The organism is Pseudomonas sp. FGI182 (genome assembly GCF_000511325.1).
Classification (GTDB): Bacteria; Pseudomonadota; Gammaproteobacteria; order Pseudomonadales; family Pseudomonadaceae; genus Aquipseudomonas; species Aquipseudomonas putida_Z.
In genome coordinates, this window is sequence record NZ_CP007012.1 from 2,863,669 (window position 1) to 2,884,578 (window position 20,910).

The window sequence follows — 20,910 nt, forward strand, 5'->3', positions numbered from 1 at the left end:
TGGAACTTTGCGGCCCGCGACGTTTCCACCGCATACCTGCTACGAGGAAGGGCGCCAGGATGAAATTCGACCGTTTCGCCCAATGGCTGGCCAATTGGGCCGGCCGCCCGCTGACTTTTGGCATCGCCTGCCTGCTGATCCTGATCTGGGCAGTGACCGGGCCGTTGTTCGGCTTCAACGACACCTGGCAACTGGTGATCAACACCTCGACCACCATCATCACCTTCCTCATGGTGTTCCTGATCCAGAACACCCAGAACCGCGACAACGACGAACTGCACATCAAGATCGATGAGCTGTTGCGCACCACCCAACAGGCGCACAAGGCGCTGCTGGACCTTGAAGACATGGACCCGGCCGAGCTGCATGCCCTGCGCAAGCAGTACCGGCAGATGGCCGGGCAGGGTGATGATGCGCAGAAACCCAAGGAATGACCTGCCAACCCTGGAGGCAAGCATGGCCAGACATATCGTCCACTTCACCGGGCCTATCAATTCATCCACCTGCGGCAACCTGATCAACACCTGTTCGCGGGCGTTGCAGCAGGGGGCCGAAGTCCTGCAACTGAACATCGCCACCATGGGCGGCGAGTGCAGCTACGGGTTTACCTTGTACAACTTCCTGCGGGCGTTACCGGTCGAGGTGCATACCCACAACCTCGGCACGGTGGAATCCATGGGCAACATCCTGTTTCTGGCCGGGGATCGGCGCACTGCATGCAGTTACAGCAAGTTCCTGTTCCATCCGTTCCACTGGACCTTGCATGGCTCGGTCGACCACTCCCGCATGGCCGAATATGCGATGAGCCTGGACTATGACCTGCGGCTGTATGCACAGATCGTCGCCGAGCGGACTGAAGGGGCGGACGAGGTGCTGGATGTGCCGCGGTATCTGATGGCCTACCCGCGGATACTCGGGCCACGGGAGGCATTGGCGAACGGGATGATCCATGCCATTGACGAAATGCCGATCGAGGCAGAGGCGTGTCAGTGGAGCGTGCATGCCTAGCGGATTCCTGTGCCGGCCTCTTCGCGGGCTTGCCCGCTCCCACAGGTTCAGCACATGCTTCAGAAGCGGTGGAGCACCTGTGGGGGCTTGCCCGCTCCCACAGGCATTCCACCGAACCTGTGGGAGCGGGCAAGCCCGCGAAAGGGCCGGCACAGGTGTAGAAGGTCTACCTCACTGACGCCGCCGTAGCCCGGTCACAGGCCAGCAAAGAGCGGATCAGCAGCTTGATCTCGTCCTTGAGCATGGGCACCTGGTCCGGGTGAGCGAACCGGCAATCGACAATTTCATGCTGCGCCTTGGGATGCGGGGCGTCGGCGAACTCCGCCTCGAACACATAATGCATGCGCTCTGCCGTTTCATGACGCATCAAGAGGGTCAGCGATTCTGCCTGCAACCCGGTTTCCTCAAGCAATTCACGCTCCGCTGCCTGCACCGGCGTCTCGCCGGGCTCTATCTTGCCGCCGGGCAGGGTCCAGGCGGCGTTGGGCTTTCTCACCCACAACCATTTATGGGTTTGTTTGCCATGCCGGCAGATGATGGTGGCGCGATGCTTGACTGGCTTCATTCAGGCTCCTGGGCGAATCCCTCATTCCATGTAGATTCGGCCCCCGGCAGCAATGAACGTTGCGTTTAAAGCGACCAACGGTCAGTAAGGCACCGAGCCGCTCAGCGCCTCGATGGCCTCCACCAGCTCGTCATAGCCCACCGGCTTGCTCAGGTGCCGGTCGAAGCCCGACTGGCGCGACTTGTACTGGTCGGCGCTGGCGCCATAACCGGTCAGGGCGATGGCCGGGGTATGGCGCAGGTGCACGTAGCCACGCAGGGCCTTGATCAACGCATGGCCGTCCATCACCGGCATGCCGATATCGGACAGGATGATGTCGTATTCCTCACCCGCAGCGGCGTCCAGGGCCTCACGCGGCTTGCTGAAGGCATTGACAGTGGCGCTCTCCATTTCCAGCAGCTCCTGCATTACCGCCAGCACCTCTACGGAGTCATCCACCAGCAATACGCGAATTCCGTTCAGACGGCCCTCGCTCGGCGGCTCCGAGCCCTGCGTACGCTGCTGGGGCTGCGTTTCGCAAAGGGGCAGGGTGACCGTGAAGGTGCAGCCCAGGCCAAGCCCCGCTGATGTGGCGCGGACGGTACCGCCATGTGCCTCGACCAGTTGCCTTACCAGCGACAGGCCGATGCCCAGGCCTTCGCGGCTGTGGCTGGCCTGTTGCGACGTAGCCTGGCTGAACAGGTCGAAGATATGCTCGAGGCTGTCGTGGCTCAGGCCCACTCCATGGTCGATCACCTGCAGGCGGGCGTGGTCCTCGTCGTGGCTCAGCACCAGGCGTATCTCATTGCCCGCCGGGCTGAACTTCAGCGCGTTGTTGAGCAGGTTCCAGATGATCTGCTCCAGGCGGGTTACGTCACCTTCGATCATCACCGGCAGAGTGTCGGCGGGCAGCTCCAGGCGAACCGGGCAGGGGTGTTGCTCGCTCACCACCACATCGTGGATGCCCTGCAGGAGGGCGAGCAGATCCACAGGTTCGGTCTTGAGCTTAAGCTTGCCGGTGCGAATGCGCGCCACATCCAGCAGGTCGTCGATGATCCGCGCCTGGCTGGTTACCGCATCGCAGATGGTACCGACGGCCTTGCTCGCTGCAATGATGTTCCGTAGCGATGGCAGGCGGCGCAGGATTTCGGCATTGAGCTGTATCAGGTTGAGCGGGTGCTTGAGTTCATGGGACATGACGGCGAAGAACTCGTCCTTCATGTGGCTGGTGCTTTGCGACTCGGCCAGTTGCTTGCTCAGGCGCTCTTCGCCCAGGCGCACGCGCTCTTCGGCGGCATGGCTGCTGCTGATGTCGATGAAGGTCAGCACCGTGCCGTCGATTTTCTGCTCGCTGGAGCGGTAGGGCAGCAGGCGCGCCAGGTACCAGTGATCGCCCTGGCCGCCGATTTCACGCTCGATGATGGCCTCGCCCTGAGCCACGGCGCGGGCATCGTCGGCCAGCGCCGGGTAATCCAGGCGGTGGGTGATGTCGAGCAGGGAACGGCCGGTATCGACCGGCAACATGTTGAACAGGTCGGTGGCGCGCGGCGTGAACCAGCGGATATGCAGGTTGCGGTCGACGAACACCGTGGCGATCTCGGTGCAGGCGATCAGGTTGCTGAGGTAGTCGTTGACCTTGTCGGTTTCCTCGACCTTGTTCTTCAGCTCGTAGTTGACCGTGAGCAGTTCCTCGTTGATCGACTGCAGCTCTTCCTTGCTGGTTTCCAGTTCTTCGCTGGCCGAACGCAACTCCTCGTTGATGGCCTGCATCTCTTCGTTGGAGGCCGTCAGCTCCTCGCTGGAGACCTCTGACTGCTCGATGGTTTCCTGCAGTTGCAGGCGAGTGCGCTGCAGTTCGCGTTCGAGGTTGTGCAGCACCATGCTGTCGGTCTGGCGGATGACGCCGGGTAACGGCAGGGAAGGGTCGGGCGCGCGTTCCTCGAATACCACCAGCAGGCAATCGCTGGCGCTGAGGTCGTCCTTGTACGGCTGCACGGTGATCTCCACCTGCAGTTTGCCCATGGTTTCCGCCAGGTCGACAGGGCGCGAGGTCACCGCCTCGGTCCCCTGACGCGCCTGGAACAAGGTGCTGCGCAGGGCCAGGCGCAGGGGCGGCAGCACCAGGTTGAGCAGGCTGCGGCTCGGTTCGCCACCGGCCACTTGCAGGAAACGCCCCACGCCTTCGCTCATGTGCAGGATATTGCCGTCGAGATCGACGATCAGGCTGGGCGGCATGCGGCGCGCCAGGGCGCGGTAGTGCAGGTCGGCGAACGATGGCTTGCGCCCCGGCTTGGCCTTGGCCAGTGCGCCCTGGGGCAGGCTGGCGGCCGAAGTGCCGGGCAGTTGACGGCCGGAACGGCGGCCGGTATTGCTGGCATCGAGCGCGCGGAAAATGCGATTGCGCTTGTCCACCGGGGTGAACAGTTCACTGGCCACGTCGGCCGACTCGGACGAACCGAGGAACAGGTAGCCACCCGGGCGCAGGGCGAAGTGGAACATCTGCAGGATGTCACGCTGCACCTCGCGGTCCAGGTAGATCAGCAGGTTGCGGCAGACAATCAGGTCGATCTGCGAGAACGGTGGGTCCGACAGCAGGTTATGCCGGGCGAACAGCACCTTCTCGCGAACTTCTTTGCGCACCCGGTAATGCTGGTCTTCCTTGAGGAAGAACTGGCGCAGCCGGCTGGGCGGCACGTCGGTGACGATCGCTTCGGGGTAGGAGCCACTGCGGGCGATGCCGATGGCGCGTTCGTCCAGGTCGGTGGCGAACACCTGTACCTTGTGCGAGCGCTGCTCCAGTGCCAGCTGCTCGCAAACCAGCATGGCCAGGCTGTACGCCTCTTCGCCGGTGGAGCAGCCGGCCGACCACACGCGTATCTCGTCGGCGCCCTCGGCCGGGTCGCGTTCGCAGACCAGCTGTGGCAACACATGGCGCTCCAGGGCTTCGAACGCTTCGCGGTCGCGGAAGAAATTGGTCACGCCAATCAGCATGTCGGCCAGCAACGCCCGGGATTCCGCGGGGTGCTGCTCCAGGTAATGCAGGTAGGCCGCCAGGTCTGCCTGGCCGGTCACATGCAGGCGGCGCTCGATGCGCCGCAGCACCGTGGCGCGCTTGTAGTGCTGGAAGTCGTGGCCGGTATTGCTGCGCAATTGCAGCAGGATCTCCTCGAGCATCGGCTCGCTGGCCTGGGCATCGCCGGCACGGGTGCCCAAGGCCGGTGGCAGGGTGTCGTCCTCGATTTCCGGGAGCCGGACCTGGCGCGCATTGCGCCAAAGCTCCAGCAGCTTCTGCGGCATTTCTGCCGCCGGCAGCACCAGGTCGACCATGCCGGTCTCGATGGCGGCGCGGGGCATGCTGTCGTACTGGGCGTCGTCCGGGTTTTGCGCCAAGGTCACGCCGCCTTGCTCCTTGATCCGCGAAAGGCCCACGGCGCCGTCGGCACCGGTACCGGACAACACCACGCAGAAGGCGTGGTCCTTGTGCACGTCAGCCAGGTCACGGAAGAACAGGTCGATGGCCACGTGGTCGCCACGGCGCCGGTTGGCCGGGGTCACGCGCAGGTAGCCATCGTTGGTGGACAGGCGATTGGCCGGTGAAATCACGTAGATGTGGTTGCGCTCGATGGGCACCGGCTCGGTCACCTGGCGCACCGGCATTTGCGTGGTCTCCTGGATGATGCGGTCGGCGACGCTCTGGTGGTCGGGGGACAGGTGCAGGACCACGACGAAGGCCATGCCGCAGTCGCTGGGCATTTGCCGGAACAGCGTACAGATCGCTTCCAGGCCGCCTGCCGATGCACCGATGCCCACCACCGGGAAATCCAGGTGGCTGGGGCTGAGCGCCGGGTTCTGGGGCGAGGCAGGTTGCTTGGGGGACGACTTCATGGACGGAGCCTTGTGCAGACCGGAACGTTCCGCCCGTAGCAGCATCATCGGGCGTGTGTGTGGCGGGATTATAGGCCGTCGCCATGTTGTTGGGACCTCCGCAGGCACAGGAAAGTGCGACCCGCCTGCTTCCGTCACGCCAACCTTTTGCCGACCCATGTTTGGTGCCACTGGTCAGTTGCCGGCAAAACCATTGAGCAGACTGTGTGATCGGCGGCTCGGAACCAAGGCATGGCAAACATCCATGCGACCCATCCATCGCAAGGAGAAACCACATGGCGCAGGATCAAGAGCGAACCAGCCAGCGCGGCGGCACCAAGGAAACCAACCCAGGCAATTTCGCCAACGACCGGGAACGGGCCTCCCGTGCGGGGCACAAAGGCGGGCAGGCTTCTGGCGGCAACTTCGCCAACGACCGCCAACGGGCATCGGAGGCCGGTCGCAAGGGCGGCCAGAACAGCCACGGCGGGGGCCGCCAGCAGTAAGTTGAAGGGTTGCTGGACACCCGGTATCCGCAGGTACCGGGTGCCGGCCAAGCCCTGCGTAACGAGGCTGCAATAGCCTCTGGTACCTGTTGTTCGACAATTTTTTGAATCTTCTGGCCGTGCCCCGATCAATCAGGGTGTCATCCATGGAGAAGAGGAGGCCCCTGCGATGCCTAGCCCACAGCTGTACATCATCGATTACCAACTGCATGGCCAGCCGCGCAGTTTCATCATCCGTCTGGAGACGCTGGACAATGCCGAAGCCTGGCATTGGGCGAGTTGCGATGCGGGCATCGGCATCATTCCCAAGTTCGGCCGGGAGAAGATCAGGAAGGTCAGCAGGCCGATGGCCGAGCGCTACGGGATTACCGCGGTGAGCTGGCGGGTATCCGGCGGCAAGCCGAACCAGTCTGCGGCGACAATGTGATTCCCGATTGCAAGACCTTGCGCAATCCTTGTATGAACAACTGTCTTGCTCAAAGCACCGCGTCGCCTGCTTCGCGGGCATGCCCGCTCCCACAGGGACACCACCAGCTCAAGGAGTGCGCCATACCTGTGGGAGCGGGCGCGCCCGCGAACACCGGCGCAGCCGGTGCCATGCACCGCGTTGGATTCTTCGCGGCTAAAGCCGCTCCTACAGGTACGCGCAGGCCGTCTAGGCACCGGACTCGGGGTCGCTGGCCGGCACGCCGGGGCGGTTTTCTTCGTCATCTGTCACATTGGGGTCGGCATCCGGGTCATCTGCCCGGTCATTGCGCCGGTCCGGCTCGAGCTCTGGCCAGTCATCCTGTGCGCTGCCGCCACCCATGCCAAGCATGTCTTTCATCTCGCAACCCTCGCTCTCGATGAAAAAAAGGCCCGCGATCAGGCGGGCCCAATACAGGAGTGAGAGGCGAAGCCATTGACCACCCCTCATTGAATGAGAGCGGCAACAGCCAGGGGAGGTCGGTTGGATATCCACCGCCCCTGACCAACGGCACTGTCAGGGCTGTTTCAGCACCAGGGTGAGAATGTCGTAGCTGGCGACCAGCTCGCCCAGCTGGTTAGTCACCTCCACATCCCACGCCACCACGCCCTGGGGCTGGCCCAGCGGGCTGGTCTTGCCCTGGTCGATCTTGCGCTTGCAGGTCAGGCGCGCCTGGATGGTGTCGCCGATGCCCACCGGGTTGATGAAGCGCAGGGTATCCAGGCCGTAGTTGGCCAGTACCGGGCCTGCACCCGGGGAGACGAACAGCCCGGCCGCTGCCGACAACACGAAATAGCCGTGGGCGATGCGCTTGCCGAACTGCGATTGCTTGGCGGCGATCTCGTCGAAGTGCATGTAGAAATGGTCACCCGACAGGCAGCCGAAGTTGACCAGGTCGGCTTCGGTCACGGTGCGCCGGTGGGTGAGCAGCGACTCGCCGATGCGCAACTGCTCGAAATAGCGGCGGAACGGGTGCACTTCGGTTTCGATCACTTCGCCACCGCGCACGTATTCGCCGGTTACCGCCGTGAGCATGCTCGGCGAACCCTGTACAGCGGCACGTTGCAGGTAGTGCTTGACGGCACGCAGGCCACCCAGTTCTTCACCACCACCAGCGCGGCCCGGGCCGCCATGCTTGAGCTGCGGCAATGGCGAACCATGGCCCGTGGATTCCTTGGCCGCCTCGCTGTCGAGTACCAGCAGGCGGCCATGCCAGGCGGCAGCCACCGGGATGGCCTTGGCTGCCACGCTGCGGTCGGCCGTGACCAGGGTCGCCACCAGGCTGCCTTTGCCCCGCGCGGCCAGCGCCAGGGCTTCATCGAGGTCGTCATAGGCCATCAGCGTGCTGACCGGGCCGAACGCTTCGATATCGTGGGCACCGCCTTCGGCATGCGGGTCACGGGCCTGAAGCAAGGTAGGGGCAAAGAACGCGCCCTCGGCCACACCCTCGCCACGCGGCGCAAAGCCATCGCTGGCGCCGAACAGCTGGTCGCAGCTCTGCAGCAGGCTGCGCACCCGCTCGGCCACATCGTGCTGCTGGTCGTGGGAGGCCAGGGCGCCCATGCGCACACCCTCCAGCGACGGGTCACCGACCACCACCTTGGCCAGCCGCTCACGCAGGCGCGTGGCAACGGCGTCGATGTGCCTGGCCGGTACGATGGCGCGGCGGATGGCGGTGCATTTCTGCCCGGCCTTGGTGGTCATTTCGCGGACCACCTCCTTGATGTACAGGTCGAACTCTTCGCTGTCCGGGGTCACGTCCGGGCCGAGGATGGCGCAGTTGAGCGAATCGGCTTCGGCGGTGAACGGCACCGAGTTGCGTACCAGGTTCGGCGTGACGCGCAATTTGGCGGCGGTGTCGGCGGAACCGGTGAAGGTCACCACGTCCTGGCCTTGCAGGCGGTCGAGCAGGTCGCCGGTGCTGCCTATCACCAGTTGCAGGCTGCCTTCGGGCAACAGGCCGGATGCATTCATCAGGCGCACCACGGCCTCGGTCAGGTAGCTGGTCGAGGTCGCCGGCTTGACGATGCATGGCATGCCGGCCAGGAAGGTCGGGGCGAACTTCTCCAGCATGCCCCAGATGGGGAAGTTGAAGGCGTTGATGTGCACCGCCACGCCGGCGCGCGGCACCAGGATGTGGCTGCCGGCGAAATGGCCTTGCTTGCCCAGCGGGATGGCCGGGCCTTCGTGCACCAGGTTGCCCGACGGCAGTTCACGGCTGCCGATGCCCGCATAGGAGAACAGCGTGGCGTTGCCGCCTTCGATGTCGATCCAGCTGTCGGCACGGGTGGCGCCGCTATGGTGGGACAGGGCATAGAGCTGCTCCTTGCGCTCGGCCAGGTACAAGGCCAGCGCCTTCAGGCGGGCAGCGCGTTGCTGGAAGTCCATGGCCATCAGCGCGGCCAGGCCACGGGCGCGGGCAAAGTCCACGGCCTCGGCGAAGTCCGGGCGCTCTTCGTGGCTGTAGGCCAAGACGTGGCCGTCCAGGGCGCTACGCAGGGCCTGGGCGCCGTGCTGGCCAAGCCAGCGGCCGGCGATGAAGCTTTGCAAGGTAGGGGCGGCAGACATGCTGTTCTCCAATGTAGAGGGGGGCGCTGTTACCACAGCGCCACGGTGTAGCCGATGATCAGGCGGTTTTCGTCGACGGCGTTGGTCAGGCCATTGCCGGAACGGAAGGTGACGTTGCGCCAGCGCAGGCTGACGTCCTTGAACGGGCCGCTCTGGATGACATAGGTGATGTCGGTGTCGCGCTCACGCTCACGGCCATTGCTGACAGTGGCGGTTTCGGCGTGGCGGCCATCGGTGTAGCGGGTCATGAAGCTCAGGCCGGGGATACCCATGGCGACGAAGTCGTAGTCGTAGCGCACCTGCCACGAGTCCAGCCCGGCGCGGGTGAAGGTGTTGTAGGTGACCAGGTTGACGGTGAACGGGTCGCCGCCGTTCACGAACGGGAAGGCACTGTCGCCGGACATCTGCTGCCAGGCGGCGGTGAACTTGTGGGCCCGTACGCCGAGGGTGACCATGGCGTTGAAGTTGCGGTTGTCGATGTTGCCGGCACGCTCGGCGCCGTCGTTGCGGCTGTCGAAGTAGCGCAGGTCGGTGCGCAGGCTCAGGCCTTCGCCCAGCGGGCGGGTATCGATCAGGCCGACGAACTGCTGGCGGTAGATGTCCTCGAGCTTGGCGTAGTAGTAGCTGACGCTGGTTTGCGGGGTGATGGCGTAGCTGCCGCCGCCGAAGTCCAGGTGGTCGCTGCTGGCGGCGCCGTAGCCGATGTCGTCGCGGCCCGAGGAATCACGCAAGTTGGCCTTGGTCAGGCGGCCGGCGTTGAAGGTCAGGCCGGGCAGGTCCTGGCTGGTGAGCAGGCCACCCTGGAAGGTGGAGGCCAGCAGGCGGGTGTCGTTGTACACCACCACCGGCAGGATCGGTTGCAAGGTCCCCAGGCGCAGGGTGCTCTTGGCCATCCGCACCTTGCCGGTCAGGCCCAGTTCGCTGTAGTCATCGACCGGTTCATGGCTGTTCGGGCCGAAAGGCAGCAGGCCGGTATTGCGGCGGTCGCGGCTGGAGTCGAGCTTGATGCCCAGTTGGCCCATGGCGTCGACACCAAAGCCGACCGGGCCTTCGGTGAAGCCCGACTCAAGCTTGGCGGTAAAGCCCTGGCCCCATTCCTCGGCCTTGGCCTGCGGTGCGTTGCTCTGGCGGAAATCGCGGTTCAGGTAGTGGTTGCGCAGCTCCAGCCGGGCGTGGCTGTCGCCGATGAAGTCTGCCATCGCCGGCATCGGCAGGGCGAGGGTCGCCAGCCAGGCGGCCGAGATGAAGTGCGTGCGGTTCATTGTTGTTGTTTTACCCGACATGGTTGTTCTTCCCTGAGAGTCAATGCTTGCTGGCGCCGGCAGCGCCGATTCCGGTCATGGAACGGATGAACTGGGCCAGGTAGCGGCCACGTTCCTGGCTGGCGCGTTCGGAACTGTCAGTGACCGAGAACACCCAGGCGCCGAGGAAGGCCAGGCTCATGGAGAACAGCGCCGGGTTGCTGTAGGGGAACAGCGCCATTTCGTGATGCAGCACGTTGACCCACACCGCCGGGCCCAGCACCACCAGCAGCACCGCCGAAACCAGGCCGGCCATGCTGCCGCACACCGCGCCGCGGGTGGTCAGGCCTTTCCAGAACATCGAAAGCAGCAGCACCGGGAAGTTGACCGAGGCGGCCACCGCCAGCACCAGGCCGGAGAGGAAGGCGATGTTCTGCGATTCGAACATCAGGCCGAGGATGACCGCCAGCAGGCCGATCAGCAGGGTGGCGATACGCGACACGCGCATTTCCTCCTGCTCGCTGGCCTTGCCCTGGCGCACCACGCAGGCATACAGGTCGTGGGAAACGGCCGATGCACCGGACAGCGCCAGGCCGGCGACCACCGCCAGGATGGTGGCGAAGGCCACGGCGGAGATGAAACCGAGGAACAGATTGCCACCCACGGCCTGGGCCAGGTGCACGGCGACCATGTTGCCGCCGCCGATGATCGCGCCGGTGGCGTCACGGTAGGATGGCTCGGTGCCGACCATGACGATGGCACCAAAGCCGATGACGATCAGCAGCAGGTAGAAGTAGCCGATGAACCCGGTGGCATAGAACACGCTCTTGCGCGCTTCCTTGGCATCGCTGACGGTGAAGAAGCGCATCAGGATATGCGGCAGGCCGGCGGTACCGAACATCATGCCCAGGCCCAGGGAAATGGCGTCCACCGGGTTGGACAGCAAGCCGCCCGGGGCCATGATCGCCTGGCCCTTGGCATGCACGGCCACGGCGCTGGCAAACATCGCCTCGGTGCTGAAGCCGAAATGCTTGAGCACCATGAAGGCCATGAAGCTGGTGCCCGACAGCAGCATCACCGCCTTGATGATCTGTACCCAGGTGGTGGCGAGCATGCCGCCGAAGGTGACGTAGGCGACCATCAGCACGCCGACCAGCATCACCGCGTACAGGTAGCTGATGCCGAACAGCAGTTCGATCAGCTTGCCGGCACCGACCATCTGCGCCACCAGGTACATCAGCGCCACCACCAGGGTGCCGAAGGCCGAGGTCAGGCGCACCGGGGTTTGCGCCAGGCGGTAGCTGACCACGTCGGCGAAGGTGTACTTGCCCAGGTTGCGCAGGCGTTCGGCGATCAGGAACAGGATGATCGGCCAGCCGGCCAGTACGCCCAGGGCATACAGCAGGCCGTCGTAGCCGTTCATGAACATCATTGCCGAAATGCCCAGGAACGACGCGGCGCTGATCATGTCGCCGGCGATCGCCAGGCCGTTCTGCATGCCGGTCAGGCCCCCGCCGGCGGTGTAGAAGTCGCTGGCCGAGCGGGTGCGCATGGCAGCCCAGCGGGTGACCAGCAGGGTAAAGCAGACGAACACCATGAACATCGAGATGGCGGTCCAGTTCATTGTGCGTACTCCTGCTTGACCTTGTCGTTGAGCGGGTCGAGCACGTTGTTGGCGCGGTGCACGTAGATGCCGGTCAAGGCGAAGGACAGCAGCACCATCAGCACGCCCACCAGCATGCCGACGGTGGTGACGCCACCACTGAGGGACTGGCCGAGGGTGCTGGGGGAGAACGCCACCAGCAGGACGAAGCCGTAGTAGATCACCAGCATGGCCAGGGTCAGGCTGCCGTTGAGGCGGCGTTTGCGCTGCACCAGGTGCTGGAAGTCGGGGTGGTTGGCGATGCTTTCGATGCGTTCGGGTGTCATGGGTTGCGATCTCTGGGTGTTGTAATTGTTTTGTTGAGGTCACGCGGGTGTTGCATTGCAATGCTGTTGGTGCGGCCTTTGTAGGAGCGGCCTTGTGTCGCGAAAGGGCTGCGCAGCAGCCCCGGCAATCCATGATCAGGGCCAGGATCCTGGGGCCGCGTTGCGGCCCTTTCGCGACACAAGGCCGCTCCTACAGAGACCGCGTCAGTCCGATAGGGGCTTGGGCCTACAGCTGGTCGAAATCGAGCACTACCTTGTCGCTCACCGGGTAGGTCTGGCACGACAGCACGTACCCGGCCGCCACTTCGTAGTCCTCCAGGGCATGGTTGCTGTCCATCTCCACTTCGCCCTCGATTACCCGGCACTTGCAGGTCGAGCACACGCCGGCCTTGCACGAGTACGGCAGCTCGGCGCCGATGGCATTGCCGGCGTCCAGTACGTTCTGGGTGTTGCGTGGCAGGTCGAAGGTGAGGGCGCGGCCGTCGCTGATCACGGTGATGTGGCTGAGCGCCGAGTCCACCTGGCGCGCCGCCTCGCGGGCTTCACGACGGGCTTCGCTGCCGGCTGCGGCGAACAGCTCGAAATGGATGCGTTCCTTGGCCAGGCCATTGGCCCGCAGGCTGTCGCGCACCGTCTCGGTCATCGCCTGCGGGCCGCAGATGAATGCGGCATCCAGGTTGGCAACGTCCATCCAGCGCGAGAACAGCTGGCCGCACTTGTCGGCATCGATGCGGCCGTTGTACAGGTCGACATCCTGCTGCTCGCGGCTGAACACGAAAATCAGGTTCAGGCGGTCGAGGTAACGGTTCTTCAGGTCTTCCAGCTTGTCGCGGAACAGCGCGCCAGAGCTGGAGCGGTTGCCGTACAGCAGGGTGAAGCGGCTGTGTGGCTCGCTGGCCAGGGTAGTGGCGATGATCGACAGGATCGGGGTGATGCCGCTGCCGGCAGCCACGCCCAGGTAGTTGCCCTGGCGGGCCGGCTCCAGTGGCACGAAGAAGCTGCCCGATGGTGGCATCACTTCCAGTTGCTGGCCGGCCTTGAGCACGTCATTGGCAAATGCCGAGAAGCGCCCGCCAGGCACGCGCTTTACCGCCACACGCAGTTCGCCGTCCTGCACGGCACTGCAGATGGAGTAGGAACGGCGGACTTCTTCGTTGTCCAGCTGGGTACGCATGACCAGGTACTGGCCCTGGGTGAAACGGAACTGCGCCTGCAGGTGCTCGGGCACGTCGAAGGCAATCGACACCGCGTCGCGGGTCTCGTTGCGCACTTGCTTGATGGTCAGGCTGTGAAACTGGCTCATGGCGTTCTCCGCGGCTCAAATGCATTTGAAATAGTCGAACGGCTCCAGGCACTCGCGGCAGCGGTAAAGCGCCTTGCAAGCCGTGGAACCGAACTGGCTGAGCAATTCGGTATGGGCGCTGCCGCACTGCGGGCAGCACACCTGCGGTGCCTCGCCGAGCAGGCTGCGTTTGCTGGCGCTGCCCTGTGGCGGGGCGATGCCGTAGGCGCGCAGGCGCTCGCGGCCCAGTTCGCTGATCCAGTCGGTGCTCCAGGCCGGGGTCAGCCGGCGCTCCAGAGCCGGGGCGGGGAAACCGGCCTGTTCCAGCGCCTGGCGGATATCCCCTTCGATCACCTCGGTGGCCGGGCAGCCGGAGTAGGTCGGCGTGACGACCAGGTGCAGGTGCCCGGCGCGCCAGTCGAGGTCGCGCACGATCCCCAGGTCGACCACGCTGACTACCGGCACTTCCGGGTCCATGACCTGGGCCAGTACCGCCCAGGCCCGGGCCAGGTCGTCGCCGCGTGGCGCGCGGGCGCCACGGTCGCCGGCAATCAGCTCACCAGGTTGCATCGGGGTACGCCCTTGGCAGGAACTGCATCTCGGCCAGCAGCAGGCCCAGGTGCTCGGTGTGCAGGCCTTTGCGGCCGTCCAGGTAGAAGTGGCTGGCGGCCTTGGGCAACGGCAGTTCGACCGAAGCGAAGGTCTCGCCAACCTGCTTGAGCCAGGCCTCGCCGACGGCAGCGGGGTCGGCGGCGATACCCGCTTGCGCCAGGTGCCCTTCGTTGTCGCTACCGGCAGCCAGTTCGACGGTGAAGCGCCACAGTGCCGGGATGGCCGCGAGCATGCGTTGGCGGCTTTCTTCGGTGCCACCGCCCAAGCGTTGCACCCACTCGCTGGAGCGGCGCAGGTGGTAGGTGACTTCCTTCAGGGCCTTGGCGGCGATGCCGGCGATACGCTCGTCGTTCGAGCCGACCAGGCCCTGAAGCACGGCGAAATGCCAGGCGTCATAGAAGAACTGTTTGGTCATGGTCACGGCGAAATCGCCGTTGGGCTGCTCGACCAGCAACAGGTTGCGATAGGCACGCTCGTCACGGCGGAAGGCCAGGGCGTCGGCGTCACGGCCATCATCGAGCAGCTCGGCGGCGTACTCCAGCCAGTTGCGCGCCTGGCCTACCAGGTCGAGGCCGACGTTCATCAGGGCCAGTTCTTCTTCAATGGCCGGGGCGCGGCCACACCATTCGCAGAGGCGCTGACCCTGCACCAGGGCACTGTCGCCGAGCAGCAGCAGGTAGGGGACAAGGGTTTCGTTGTGCATGGCCAACCTCACATGTGTCCGACTTCGTCGGGCAGTTCGTAGAAGCTGGCATGGCGGTAGACCTTGTCGTCCGCCGGGGCGAACAGCGGGTCTTTCTCGTCCGGGGAAGAGGCGGTGATCAGTGCCGAGGGCACCACCCACAGGCTCACGCCTTCGCTGCGGCGGGTGTACAGCTCGCGGGCGTTTTCGATGGCCATGGCGGCATCGGCGGCGTGCACGCTGCCGACATGCTTGTGGTTAAGGCCGTGCTTGCTGCGCACGAACACTTCGTAGAGGGTCCAGACAGACATTTTCGATCTCCGCATCAATCGCCGCTCAGGCGGCGTTCTTGTTCTGTTGCTTGCGCGCGTAGGCCACGGCGGCCTCGCGTACCCAGGCGCCGTCCTCGATGGCCTTGCGCCGGGTGGCGACGCGTTCCTGGTTGCATGGGCCATTGCCCTTGATCACTTCGTAGAACTCGTCCCACTGGATTTCGCCGAAGTCGTAGTGGCCGCGCTCGGCGTTCCACTTCAGCTCGGGGTCGGGGGCGGTGCAGCCGAGCAGTTCGAGCTGCGGCACGGTCTGGTCGATGAAGCGCTGGCGCAGTTCATCGTTGGTCTGGCGCTTGATCTTCCAGGCCATGGACTGGGCGCTGTTGGGGGAATGCTCGTCGCTGGGGCCGAACATCATCAGTGCCGGCCACCACAGGCGGTCGATCGCGTCCTGGACCATGTCCCGTTGGGCCTGGGTGCCGTGGCGCATCATGGTCAGGAGGATTTCGTAGCCCTGGCGCTGGTGGAAGCTCTCTTCCTTGCAGATACGGATCATCGCGCGCGAATACGGGCCGTAAGAGGTGCGCTGCAGCACCACCTGGTTGACGATGGCGGCGCCATCGACCAGCCAGCCCACTGCGCCCATGTCGGCCCAGCTGAGGGTGGGGTAGTTGAAGATGCTCGAGTACTTGGCCTTGCCACTGTGCAGCTTGGCGATTTCTTCGTCACGGTCGGCGCCCAGGGTTTCCATGGCGCTGTACAGGTACAGGCCGTGGCCGGCTTCGTCCTGGATCTTGGCCATCAGCTGCAGCTTGCGCTTGAGGCTGGGGGCACGGGTGACCCAGTTGCCTTCCGGCAGCATGCCGACGATTTCCGAGTGGGCGTGCTGGGAGATCTGCCGGATCAGGGTCTGGCGATAGGCCTCGGGCATCCAGTTCTTGGCTTCGATCTTGATTTCGGCGTCGATCTTTTCCTGGAAGTTGCGCTCCTCGGGCGACATCTCTTCCAGCGACTTGACGCGCTTGACTCCGGTTTCCACTAGCTGTGCGTACATGTGTTCCGACTCCTGCTAAGGCATGAGTCATTTGTAAGCGATACAAAACATAACGTCAAACAGTTTTATGTGTATCGAATGAGATTTGTGTATCGCTTTGCTAGCCAAGGGGGCTGCTGTGCAGCCCTTTCGCGACACAAGGCCGCTCCTACAGAAGATTGCGTTCCCCTGTAGGGGCGGCCTTGCGTCGCGAAAGGGGCGCAAAGCGCCCCCAGCAATCTCCCAGGCAAAAAAAAGCCCCGGACGATGCCGGGGCCGAAAAGGCAGCCGAATGAATCAGCTGGCCAACCGTTTGTCGAACACGTGGCAGGCCTTGCCCTCGGAACGCTTGAGCGTGCCGCAGGGCTGCAGGCGCACCTGGGTGCTGATGCCGATGTAGGTCTTGATCTGCCTGGTCAGCTCCCCGGTCAACAGCTTGCGCTGGCCTTCATCGAGGTGCTGGCACTCCGCACGCAGTTCCACATGCACCTCGACACTGTCCAGGTTGCCATTGCGATACAGATGAATCTCATAAAGCTCGGAAAGCTGTTTTATTTTTAGCACCTGCTCCTCGATCTGGGTCGGGAACACGTTGACCCCGCGAATGATCAGCATGTCATCGCTGCGGCCGGTGATCTTGCCGATCCGCCGCATCGGCCTGGCGGTACCGGGCAGCAGGCGAGTGAGGTCGCGGGTGCGGTAGCGCACCATGGGTAACGCTTCCTTGCTCAGCGAGGTGAACACCAGTTCGCCCAGCTGGCCGTCCGGTAGCACCGCACCGGTGATCGGGTCGATGATCTCGGGGTAGAAATGGTCCTCCCAAATGGTCGGGCCATCCTTGGTTTCGATGCACTCCATCGCCACCCCAGGCCCCATGATTTCCGACAGGCCATAAATGTCCAGGGCATCAATGGCCAGCCGTTGCTCGATAGAGCGGCGCAGCTCGTCGGTCCACGGTTCGGCGCCGAATATGCCCAGGCGCAGCTTGAGATCTTGCGGGTCGATGCCCTGGCGCTCGATCTCGTCGGCCAGGTTGAGCATGTAGGAGGGGGTGACCATGATGATGTCGGGCTGGAAGTCGCGAATCAGCTGCACCTGCTTCTCGGTCTGGCCACCGGACATGGGGATCACCGTGCAGCCCAGGCGCTCGGCACCGTAATGCGCGCCAAGCCCGCCGGTGAACAGGCCGTAGCCGTAGGAGACATGCACCTTGTCCCCCTTGCGCCCACCCGCGGCACGGATCGAGCGGGCGACCACATTGGCCCAGGTGTCGATGTCGTTCTGGGTGTAGCCCACCACCGTCGGCTTGCCGGTGGTGCCACTGGAGGCGTGCAGGCGCACCACCTCTTGCTGGGGCACGGCGAACATGCCGTAGGGGTAGTTGTCGCGCAGGTCGTTCTTGCCGGTGAAGGGGAACTTCGCCAGGTCTTCCAGGCACTTGAGGTCGTCGGGGTGGGCGCCGCACTCGGCAAAGCGCTGGCGGTACAGCGGCACGTTGTCGTAGGCGTGCTTCAGGCTCCAGCGCAGGCGCTCCAGCTGGTGCTGGCGCAGGGCGTCGACACTGGCGGTTTCCATCGGGTCCAGCAGGGCACGATCGGCATCATGGTACATGTTCATGGCTTCACTCGAATTGTTCTTGTACGCCGCGCGGTACCGGTTGCAGGCCGCGCGGTGAGTGTCATGGAAGCAGCATATACGGCTGCGTTCGGTTCGGTAACAAGCCGATGGTCTGAGCCGCTCAGAGGCGTTCGATGACCATCGCGATGCCTTGGCCAACGCCGATGCACATGGTGCACAGGGCGTAGCGTCCGGCGGTTTCTTCCAGCTCGTGCAACGCGGTGGTGACCAGGCGTGCACCGCTCATGCCCAATGGGTGGCCAAGGGCGATGGCACCGCCGTTGCGGTTGACCCGCTCGTCGTCGTCGGCCAGGCCGAGCTCGCGCAGCACCGCAAGGCCCTGGGCGGCAAAGGCCTCGTTGAGCTCGATGACGTCCATGTCGGCCAGCGACAATCCGGTAAGCTCCAGCACTTTGCGGGTAGCCGGCACCGGGCCGATGCCCATCAGCCGTGGTTCGACCCCGGCCACCGCCATGCCGACGATTCGGCCGCGAGCCTTCAGGCCATGACGGCGGGCGGCGGTGCTGCTGGCGAGCAGCAGGGCGCAGGCACCATCGTTGACCCCGGAAGCATTGCCAGCGGTGACGCTACCGCCCTCACGGAACGGGGTACCCAGCCTGGCCAGTTGCTCCAGGGTGGTGTCGCCGCGGGGATGTTCGTCGTGCTCGACCACTTTGGCCGGGCCTTTGCGCTGCGGGATCTCGACCGGCACGATTTCCCGTGCCAGGCGCCCGCGTGCCTGGGCGGCGGCGGCCTTGTGCTGGCTGCGCAGGGCAAAGGCGTCCTGGTCGGCGCGGGAAATAGCAAATTGCTGCGCAACGTTCTCGGCCGTTTCCGGCATCGAATCGGTGCCGAAGGCTGCCTTCATCAGCGGGTTGACGAAACGCCAGCCGATGGTGGTGTCGAACAGTTCGGCCGCGCGGCCGAACGCCTGCTCCGACTTGCCCATGACGAACGGCGCGCGTGACATCGACTCCACGCCGCCGGCCAGCATCAGCCCGGCTTCGCCGCAGCGCAGGGCGCGGGCTGCATTGCCGATGGCATCCAGGCCGGAGCCACACAGGCGGTTGATGGTGGTGCCCGGCACTTCGATCGGCAGCCCGGCCAGCAAGCTGGCCATGTGCGCGACGTTGCGGTTGTCCTCGCCAGCCTGGTTGGCACAGCCGAGGATGACGTCGTCGATGGCTTTCCAGTCCAGTTCGGGGTGGCGCTGGATCAGGGCCTTGAGCGGGATGGCGGCCAGGTCATCGGCGCGCACGCCGCTCAAGGCGCCGGCATAACGGCCGATGGGGGTGCGCACGGCGTCGATGATCAAGGCATCGGCCAAGGTGTGTTCAGTCATCTTGCGTCTCCTGCGCCAGCACGGTGCCGCGCACTTTGTAGGATTTGCCATGGAACATCGCCACCAGCTCACCGCGCTGGTTCTCGATGCGGACGTGGTACAGGCCGGTGCGGCCCTTGCGGCTGACCTCGCTGGCGCGAGCGGTGAGCACGTCATCGCGCAGCGCCGGGGCCAGGTAGTCGATGCTGCAGCCCAGGGCGACGGTGGCCTGGTCGTGACTGTTGCAGGCGAAGGCAAACGCCGAGTCGGCCAGGGCGAACAGGAAGCCGCCATGGCAGGTGCCATGCCCCTGGATCATGTCGGCGCGTACCGGCATGCACAGGCATGCCTGGCCCGGGCCGGCCTCCAGCAGGCGGATGCCCAGGCCCTGGGTGGCCTGGTCGCGGGCGTACATGGCCTCGGCACAGGCTTGTGCCAGTTCGACTTCAGTCATGCAGGGTGCCTCCTTTGGCTTCGCAGCGGCGTAACAGCAGGGAAGGGCGGTAGCGGCTCTCGCCGTAGCTGCGCTGCAGGTTGTCGAGCACGCGCAGGGTGTGGGCGATGCCGATGTTCGCGGCCCAGGCCAGCGGGCCGCAGGGGTAGTTGACGCCGGCACGCATGGCCAGGTCGATGTCGGCGGCGCTGCCGACGCCTTGCAACACGGCATCGGCGGCCTCGTTGGCGAGCATCGCCACGGTGCGCAGCACCACCAGGCCGGGCAGGTCGGCGACCGCCGTTACCTTCAGGCCGGCACGCCGCAGCAAGGCCACCGCCTGGTCACGAGCGTTGTCGCTGGTGTCGGCCGACCAGCTGATGGCGAGGCGGGTGGCGGTGGTGTAGTCCAGGGCCAGGTCGAGCAGCACCAGGTTGCGCAGGCCGTCTTCCCGGGCGCGCTGGCTGGCCAGGCGGCCATCGGACAGCGCCAGGGTGGCATCGCCCACCTGGATCAGGCCGCTGCCGGCGCGCTGGGTCACGGCGACGCCGCTTTGGCGCAGGCGTTCGATTAGCGGCTGCATCACCCCCAGGTCGCCTTCGACGACGCAGGCATCGACGATGGCAGGGCTGTGCAGTTCGGCTGGCTGCGGGCGTTCGGCGCCTTCGGCATAGCTATAGAAGCCTTGGCCGGTCTTGCGCCCGAGGCGGCCTGCGTCCACCAGTTCTTTTTGCACCAGCGAAGGCTGGAAGCGGAAGTCGCCGTAGAACGCATCGAAGACCGAACAGGTAACGGCGTAATTGACATCGTGGCCGATCAGGTCGGTGAGTTCGAACGCGCCCATGCGGAAACCGCCGGCATCACGCAGCAGCGCATCGAGGCTGGCGCAATCGGCTGCGCCTTCCTGCAGCAGGCGCAGGCTTTCGGCGTAGAACGGCCGCGCCACACGGTTGACGATGAAGCCCGGTGTGGAGCGCGTGTGCACCGGCTGCTTGCCCCAGGCCTGGGCGGTGGCATGGATGCACGCGGCAACGGCCGGGGCGGTGGCCAGGCCCGAGACCACTTCGACCAGGGCCATCAGCGGCGCCGGGTTGAAGAAGTGCATGCCAACCACCTGGTGCGGGCGTTGCAGCCCGGCGGCGAGGCTGGTGATGGACAGCGACGAAGTGTTGCTGGCGAGGATGCAGTCGGTGGCGCACAAGGCTTCCAGCTGGCTGAACAGCGCCTGCTTGACCTGCAGGTTCTCGACGATGGCCTCGATCACCAGGCGGGCGTCGGTCAGGGCTTCAAGGGCGTCTACCGGGCACAGCCGGGCGCTGATGGCTTCCCGCTCGGCAGCCTGCAACTTGCCTTTTTCCACCAGGCGGGCAAGTTGCCGGTCTATGCCGGCCACCGCCTGGGCTGCAGCGCCCGGGCGGTTGTCGTAGAGCTTTACCGGGTGGCCGGCCTGGGCCGCAACCTGGGCAATGCCTGCGCCCATGGCGCCCGCACCGATCACCGCCACCTGGGCATTGCTTGCGAGTGCGCTCATG

Annotated in this window: 19 protein-coding genes and 1 pseudogene; 4 read left to right on the forward strand and 16 right to left on the reverse strand. The window is 65.0% G+C overall.

Translation table 11 applies throughout. The features are described from left to right. The first annotated feature begins 59 nt into the window (after positions 1–59). Positions 60–434, forward strand: coding sequence for a low affinity iron permease family protein (locus C163_RS12615; RefSeq protein ID WP_025339097.1), 375 nt, complete (start codon positions 60–62; stop codon positions 432–434). A gap of 22 nt (positions 435–456) precedes the next feature. After that, positions 457–1,008, forward strand: a complete 552-nt coding sequence (locus C163_RS12620; protein WP_025339098.1) for an ATP-dependent Clp protease proteolytic subunit — start codon at positions 457–459, stop codon at positions 1,006–1,008. Positions 1,009–1,174: 166 nt separating this feature from the next. Here C163_RS12620 and C163_RS12625 read toward each other — a convergent pair whose 3' ends face one another. Then, on the reverse strand, positions 1,175–1,573 hold the full coding sequence (locus C163_RS12625; protein WP_025339099.1) for an NUDIX hydrolase: 399 nt from the start codon (positions 1,571–1,573) through the stop codon (positions 1,175–1,177). Positions 1,574–1,654: 81 nt separating this feature from the next. Further along, positions 1,655–5,437, reverse strand: coding sequence for a CheR family methyltransferase (locus tag C163_RS12630; protein ID WP_025339100.1), 3,783 nt, complete (start codon positions 5,435–5,437; stop codon positions 1,655–1,657). Between the two features lie 275 nt (positions 5,438–5,712). Here C163_RS12630 and C163_RS12635 point away from each other — a divergent pair, with 275 nt between their 5' ends. Further along, a complete protein-coding gene (locus tag C163_RS12635) occupies positions 5,713–5,922 on the forward strand; it encodes a general stress protein (protein ID WP_003259459.1) in 210 nt (69 codons plus the stop codon). A 169-nt stretch (positions 5,923–6,091) separates the two neighbouring features. After that, on the forward strand, positions 6,092–6,349 hold the full coding sequence (locus tag C163_RS12640; protein ID WP_025339101.1) for a DUF6555 family protein: 258 nt from the start codon (positions 6,092–6,094) through the stop codon (positions 6,347–6,349). Between the two features lie 228 nt (positions 6,350–6,577). On the opposite strand, the gene C163_RS27130 is transcribed toward C163_RS12640, so the two are convergent. The 14 genes and pseudogenes from C163_RS27130 to paaH form a co-directional block, all read right to left on the reverse strand. Beyond that, positions 6,578–6,748 carry a hypothetical protein gene (locus C163_RS27130; RefSeq protein ID WP_155951620.1) on the reverse strand — a complete coding sequence of 57 codons (171 nt, stop codon included), beginning with the start codon at positions 6,746–6,748 and terminating at the stop codon, positions 6,578–6,580. Positions 6,749–6,904: 156 nt separating this feature from the next. Continuing rightward, a complete protein-coding gene (paaZ, locus tag C163_RS12645; RefSeq protein WP_025339102.1) occupies positions 6,905–8,956 on the reverse strand; it encodes a phenylacetic acid degradation bifunctional protein PaaZ in 2,052 nt (683 codons plus the stop codon). 29 nt (positions 8,957–8,985) lie between these two features. Further along, positions 8,986–10,218 (reverse strand): OprD family porin, encoded by a 1,233-nt coding sequence (locus C163_RS12650; RefSeq protein WP_025339103.1) that lies wholly within the window; start codon positions 10,216–10,218, stop codon positions 8,986–8,988. Positions 10,219–10,258: 40 nt separating this feature from the next. Continuing rightward, positions 10,259–11,827 (reverse strand): annotated as a pseudogene (locus tag C163_RS12655) (cation acetate symporter); the annotation flags it as partial. Then, a complete protein-coding gene (locus C163_RS12660; protein WP_025339105.1) occupies positions 11,818–12,126 on the reverse strand; it encodes a DUF485 domain-containing protein in 309 nt (102 codons plus the stop codon). The pseudogene C163_RS12655 and the gene C163_RS12660, both read right to left, overlap by 10 nt. A 226-nt stretch (positions 12,127–12,352) precedes the next feature. Beyond that, positions 12,353–13,429 (reverse strand): 1,2-phenylacetyl-CoA epoxidase subunit PaaE, encoded by a 1,077-nt coding sequence (gene paaE / locus C163_RS12665; RefSeq protein ID WP_025339106.1) that lies wholly within the window; start codon positions 13,427–13,429, stop codon positions 12,353–12,355. Between the two features lie 15 nt (positions 13,430–13,444). After that, positions 13,445–13,978, reverse strand: a complete 534-nt coding sequence (gene paaD, locus C163_RS12670; RefSeq protein WP_025339107.1) for a 1,2-phenylacetyl-CoA epoxidase subunit PaaD — start codon at positions 13,976–13,978, stop codon at positions 13,445–13,447. Then, positions 13,965–14,723 (reverse strand): 1,2-phenylacetyl-CoA epoxidase subunit PaaC, encoded by a 759-nt coding sequence (gene paaC, locus C163_RS12675; protein WP_025339108.1) that lies wholly within the window; start codon positions 14,721–14,723, stop codon positions 13,965–13,967. The genes paaD and paaC overlap by 14 nt, the downstream gene beginning before the upstream one ends. An 8-nt stretch (positions 14,724–14,731) precedes the next feature. After that, a complete protein-coding gene (gene paaB / locus C163_RS12680) occupies positions 14,732–15,013 on the reverse strand; it encodes a 1,2-phenylacetyl-CoA epoxidase subunit PaaB (RefSeq protein ID WP_013972614.1) in 282 nt (93 codons plus the stop codon). A gap of 25 nt (positions 15,014–15,038) precedes the next feature. Then, entirely contained in the window at positions 15,039–16,028 is a 990-nt protein-coding gene (gene paaA / locus C163_RS12685) for a 1,2-phenylacetyl-CoA epoxidase subunit PaaA (protein WP_025339109.1), read from the reverse strand. A gap of 276 nt (positions 16,029–16,304) precedes the next feature. Continuing rightward, the gene (gene paaK / locus C163_RS12690; RefSeq protein WP_025339110.1) at positions 16,305–17,624 is read right to left on the reverse strand and encodes a phenylacetate--CoA ligase PaaK; all 1,320 of its coding nucleotides are present in this window, start codon (positions 17,622–17,624) and stop codon (positions 16,305–16,307) included. Positions 17,625–17,745: 121 nt separating this feature from the next. Continuing rightward, a complete protein-coding gene (gene pcaF / locus C163_RS12695; protein ID WP_025339111.1) occupies positions 17,746–18,966 on the reverse strand; it encodes a 3-oxoadipyl-CoA thiolase in 1,221 nt (406 codons plus the stop codon). Then, positions 18,959–19,399, reverse strand: a complete 441-nt coding sequence (gene paaI / locus C163_RS12700; RefSeq protein WP_003260247.1) for a hydroxyphenylacetyl-CoA thioesterase PaaI — start codon at positions 19,397–19,399, stop codon at positions 18,959–18,961. The genes pcaF and paaI overlap by 8 nt, the downstream gene beginning before the upstream one ends. Beyond that, positions 19,392–20,909: a 3-hydroxyacyl-CoA dehydrogenase PaaH gene (gene paaH / locus C163_RS12705; protein ID WP_025339112.1), complete on the reverse strand. Its 1,518-nt coding sequence runs from the start codon at positions 20,907–20,909 to the stop codon at positions 19,392–19,394. The genes paaI and paaH overlap by 8 nt, the downstream gene beginning before the upstream one ends. Position 20,910: the final 1 nt, after the last annotated feature.

Bases quoted from the DNA above. Each gene is read 5' to 3' on its own strand.
- C163_RS12615 (WP_025339097.1), top strand. From the start codon at position 60: ATGAAATTCGACCGTTTCGCCCAATGGCTGGCCAATTGGGCCGGCCGC.
- C163_RS12620 (WP_025339098.1), top strand. From the start codon at position 457: ATGGCCAGACATATCGTCCACTTCACCGGGCCTATCAATTCATCCACC.
- C163_RS12625 (WP_025339099.1), bottom strand. From the start codon at position 1,573: ATGAAGCCAGTCAAGCATCGCGCCACCATCATCTGCCGGCATGGCAAA.
- C163_RS12630 (WP_025339100.1), bottom strand. From the start codon at position 5,437: ATGAAGTCGTCCCCCAAGCAACCTGCCTCGCCCCAGAACCCGGCGCTC.
- C163_RS12635 (WP_003259459.1), top strand. From the start codon at position 5,713: ATGGCGCAGGATCAAGAGCGAACCAGCCAGCGCGGCGGCACCAAGGAA.
- C163_RS12640 (WP_025339101.1), top strand. From the start codon at position 6,092: ATGCCTAGCCCACAGCTGTACATCATCGATTACCAACTGCATGGCCAG.
- C163_RS27130 (WP_155951620.1), bottom strand. From the start codon at position 6,748: ATGAAAGACATGCTTGGCATGGGTGGCGGCAGCGCACAGGATGACTGG.
- paaZ (WP_025339102.1), bottom strand. From the start codon at position 8,956: ATGTCTGCCGCCCCTACCTTGCAAAGCTTCATCGCCGGCCGCTGGCTT.
- C163_RS12650 (WP_025339103.1), bottom strand. From the start codon at position 10,218: ATGAACCGCACGCACTTCATCTCGGCCGCCTGGCTGGCGACCCTCGCC.
- C163_RS12660 (WP_025339105.1), bottom strand. From the start codon at position 12,126: ATGACACCCGAACGCATCGAAAGCATCGCCAACCACCCCGACTTCCAG.
- paaE (WP_025339106.1), bottom strand. From the start codon at position 13,429: ATGAGCCAGTTTCACAGCCTGACCATCAAGCAAGTGCGCAACGAGACC.
- paaD (WP_025339107.1), bottom strand. From the start codon at position 13,978: ATGCAACCTGGTGAGCTGATTGCCGGCGACCGTGGCGCCCGCGCGCCA.
- paaC (WP_025339108.1), bottom strand. From the start codon at position 14,723: ATGCACAACGAAACCCTTGTCCCCTACCTGCTGCTGCTCGGCGACAGT.
- paaB (WP_013972614.1), bottom strand. From the start codon at position 15,013: ATGTCTGTCTGGACCCTCTACGAAGTGTTCGTGCGCAGCAAGCACGGC.
- paaA (WP_025339109.1), bottom strand. From the start codon at position 16,028: ATGTACGCACAGCTAGTGGAAACCGGAGTCAAGCGCGTCAAGTCGCTG.
- paaK (WP_025339110.1), bottom strand. From the start codon at position 17,624: ATGAACATGTACCATGATGCCGATCGTGCCCTGCTGGACCCGATGGAA.
- pcaF (WP_025339111.1), bottom strand. From the start codon at position 18,966: ATGACTGAACACACCTTGGCCGATGCCTTGATCATCGACGCCGTGCGC.
- paaI (WP_003260247.1), bottom strand. From the start codon at position 19,399: ATGACTGAAGTCGAACTGGCACAAGCCTGTGCCGAGGCCATGTACGCC.
- paaH (WP_025339112.1), bottom strand. From the start codon at position 20,909: ATGAGCGCACTCGCAAGCAATGCCCAGGTGGCGGTGATCGGTGCGGGC.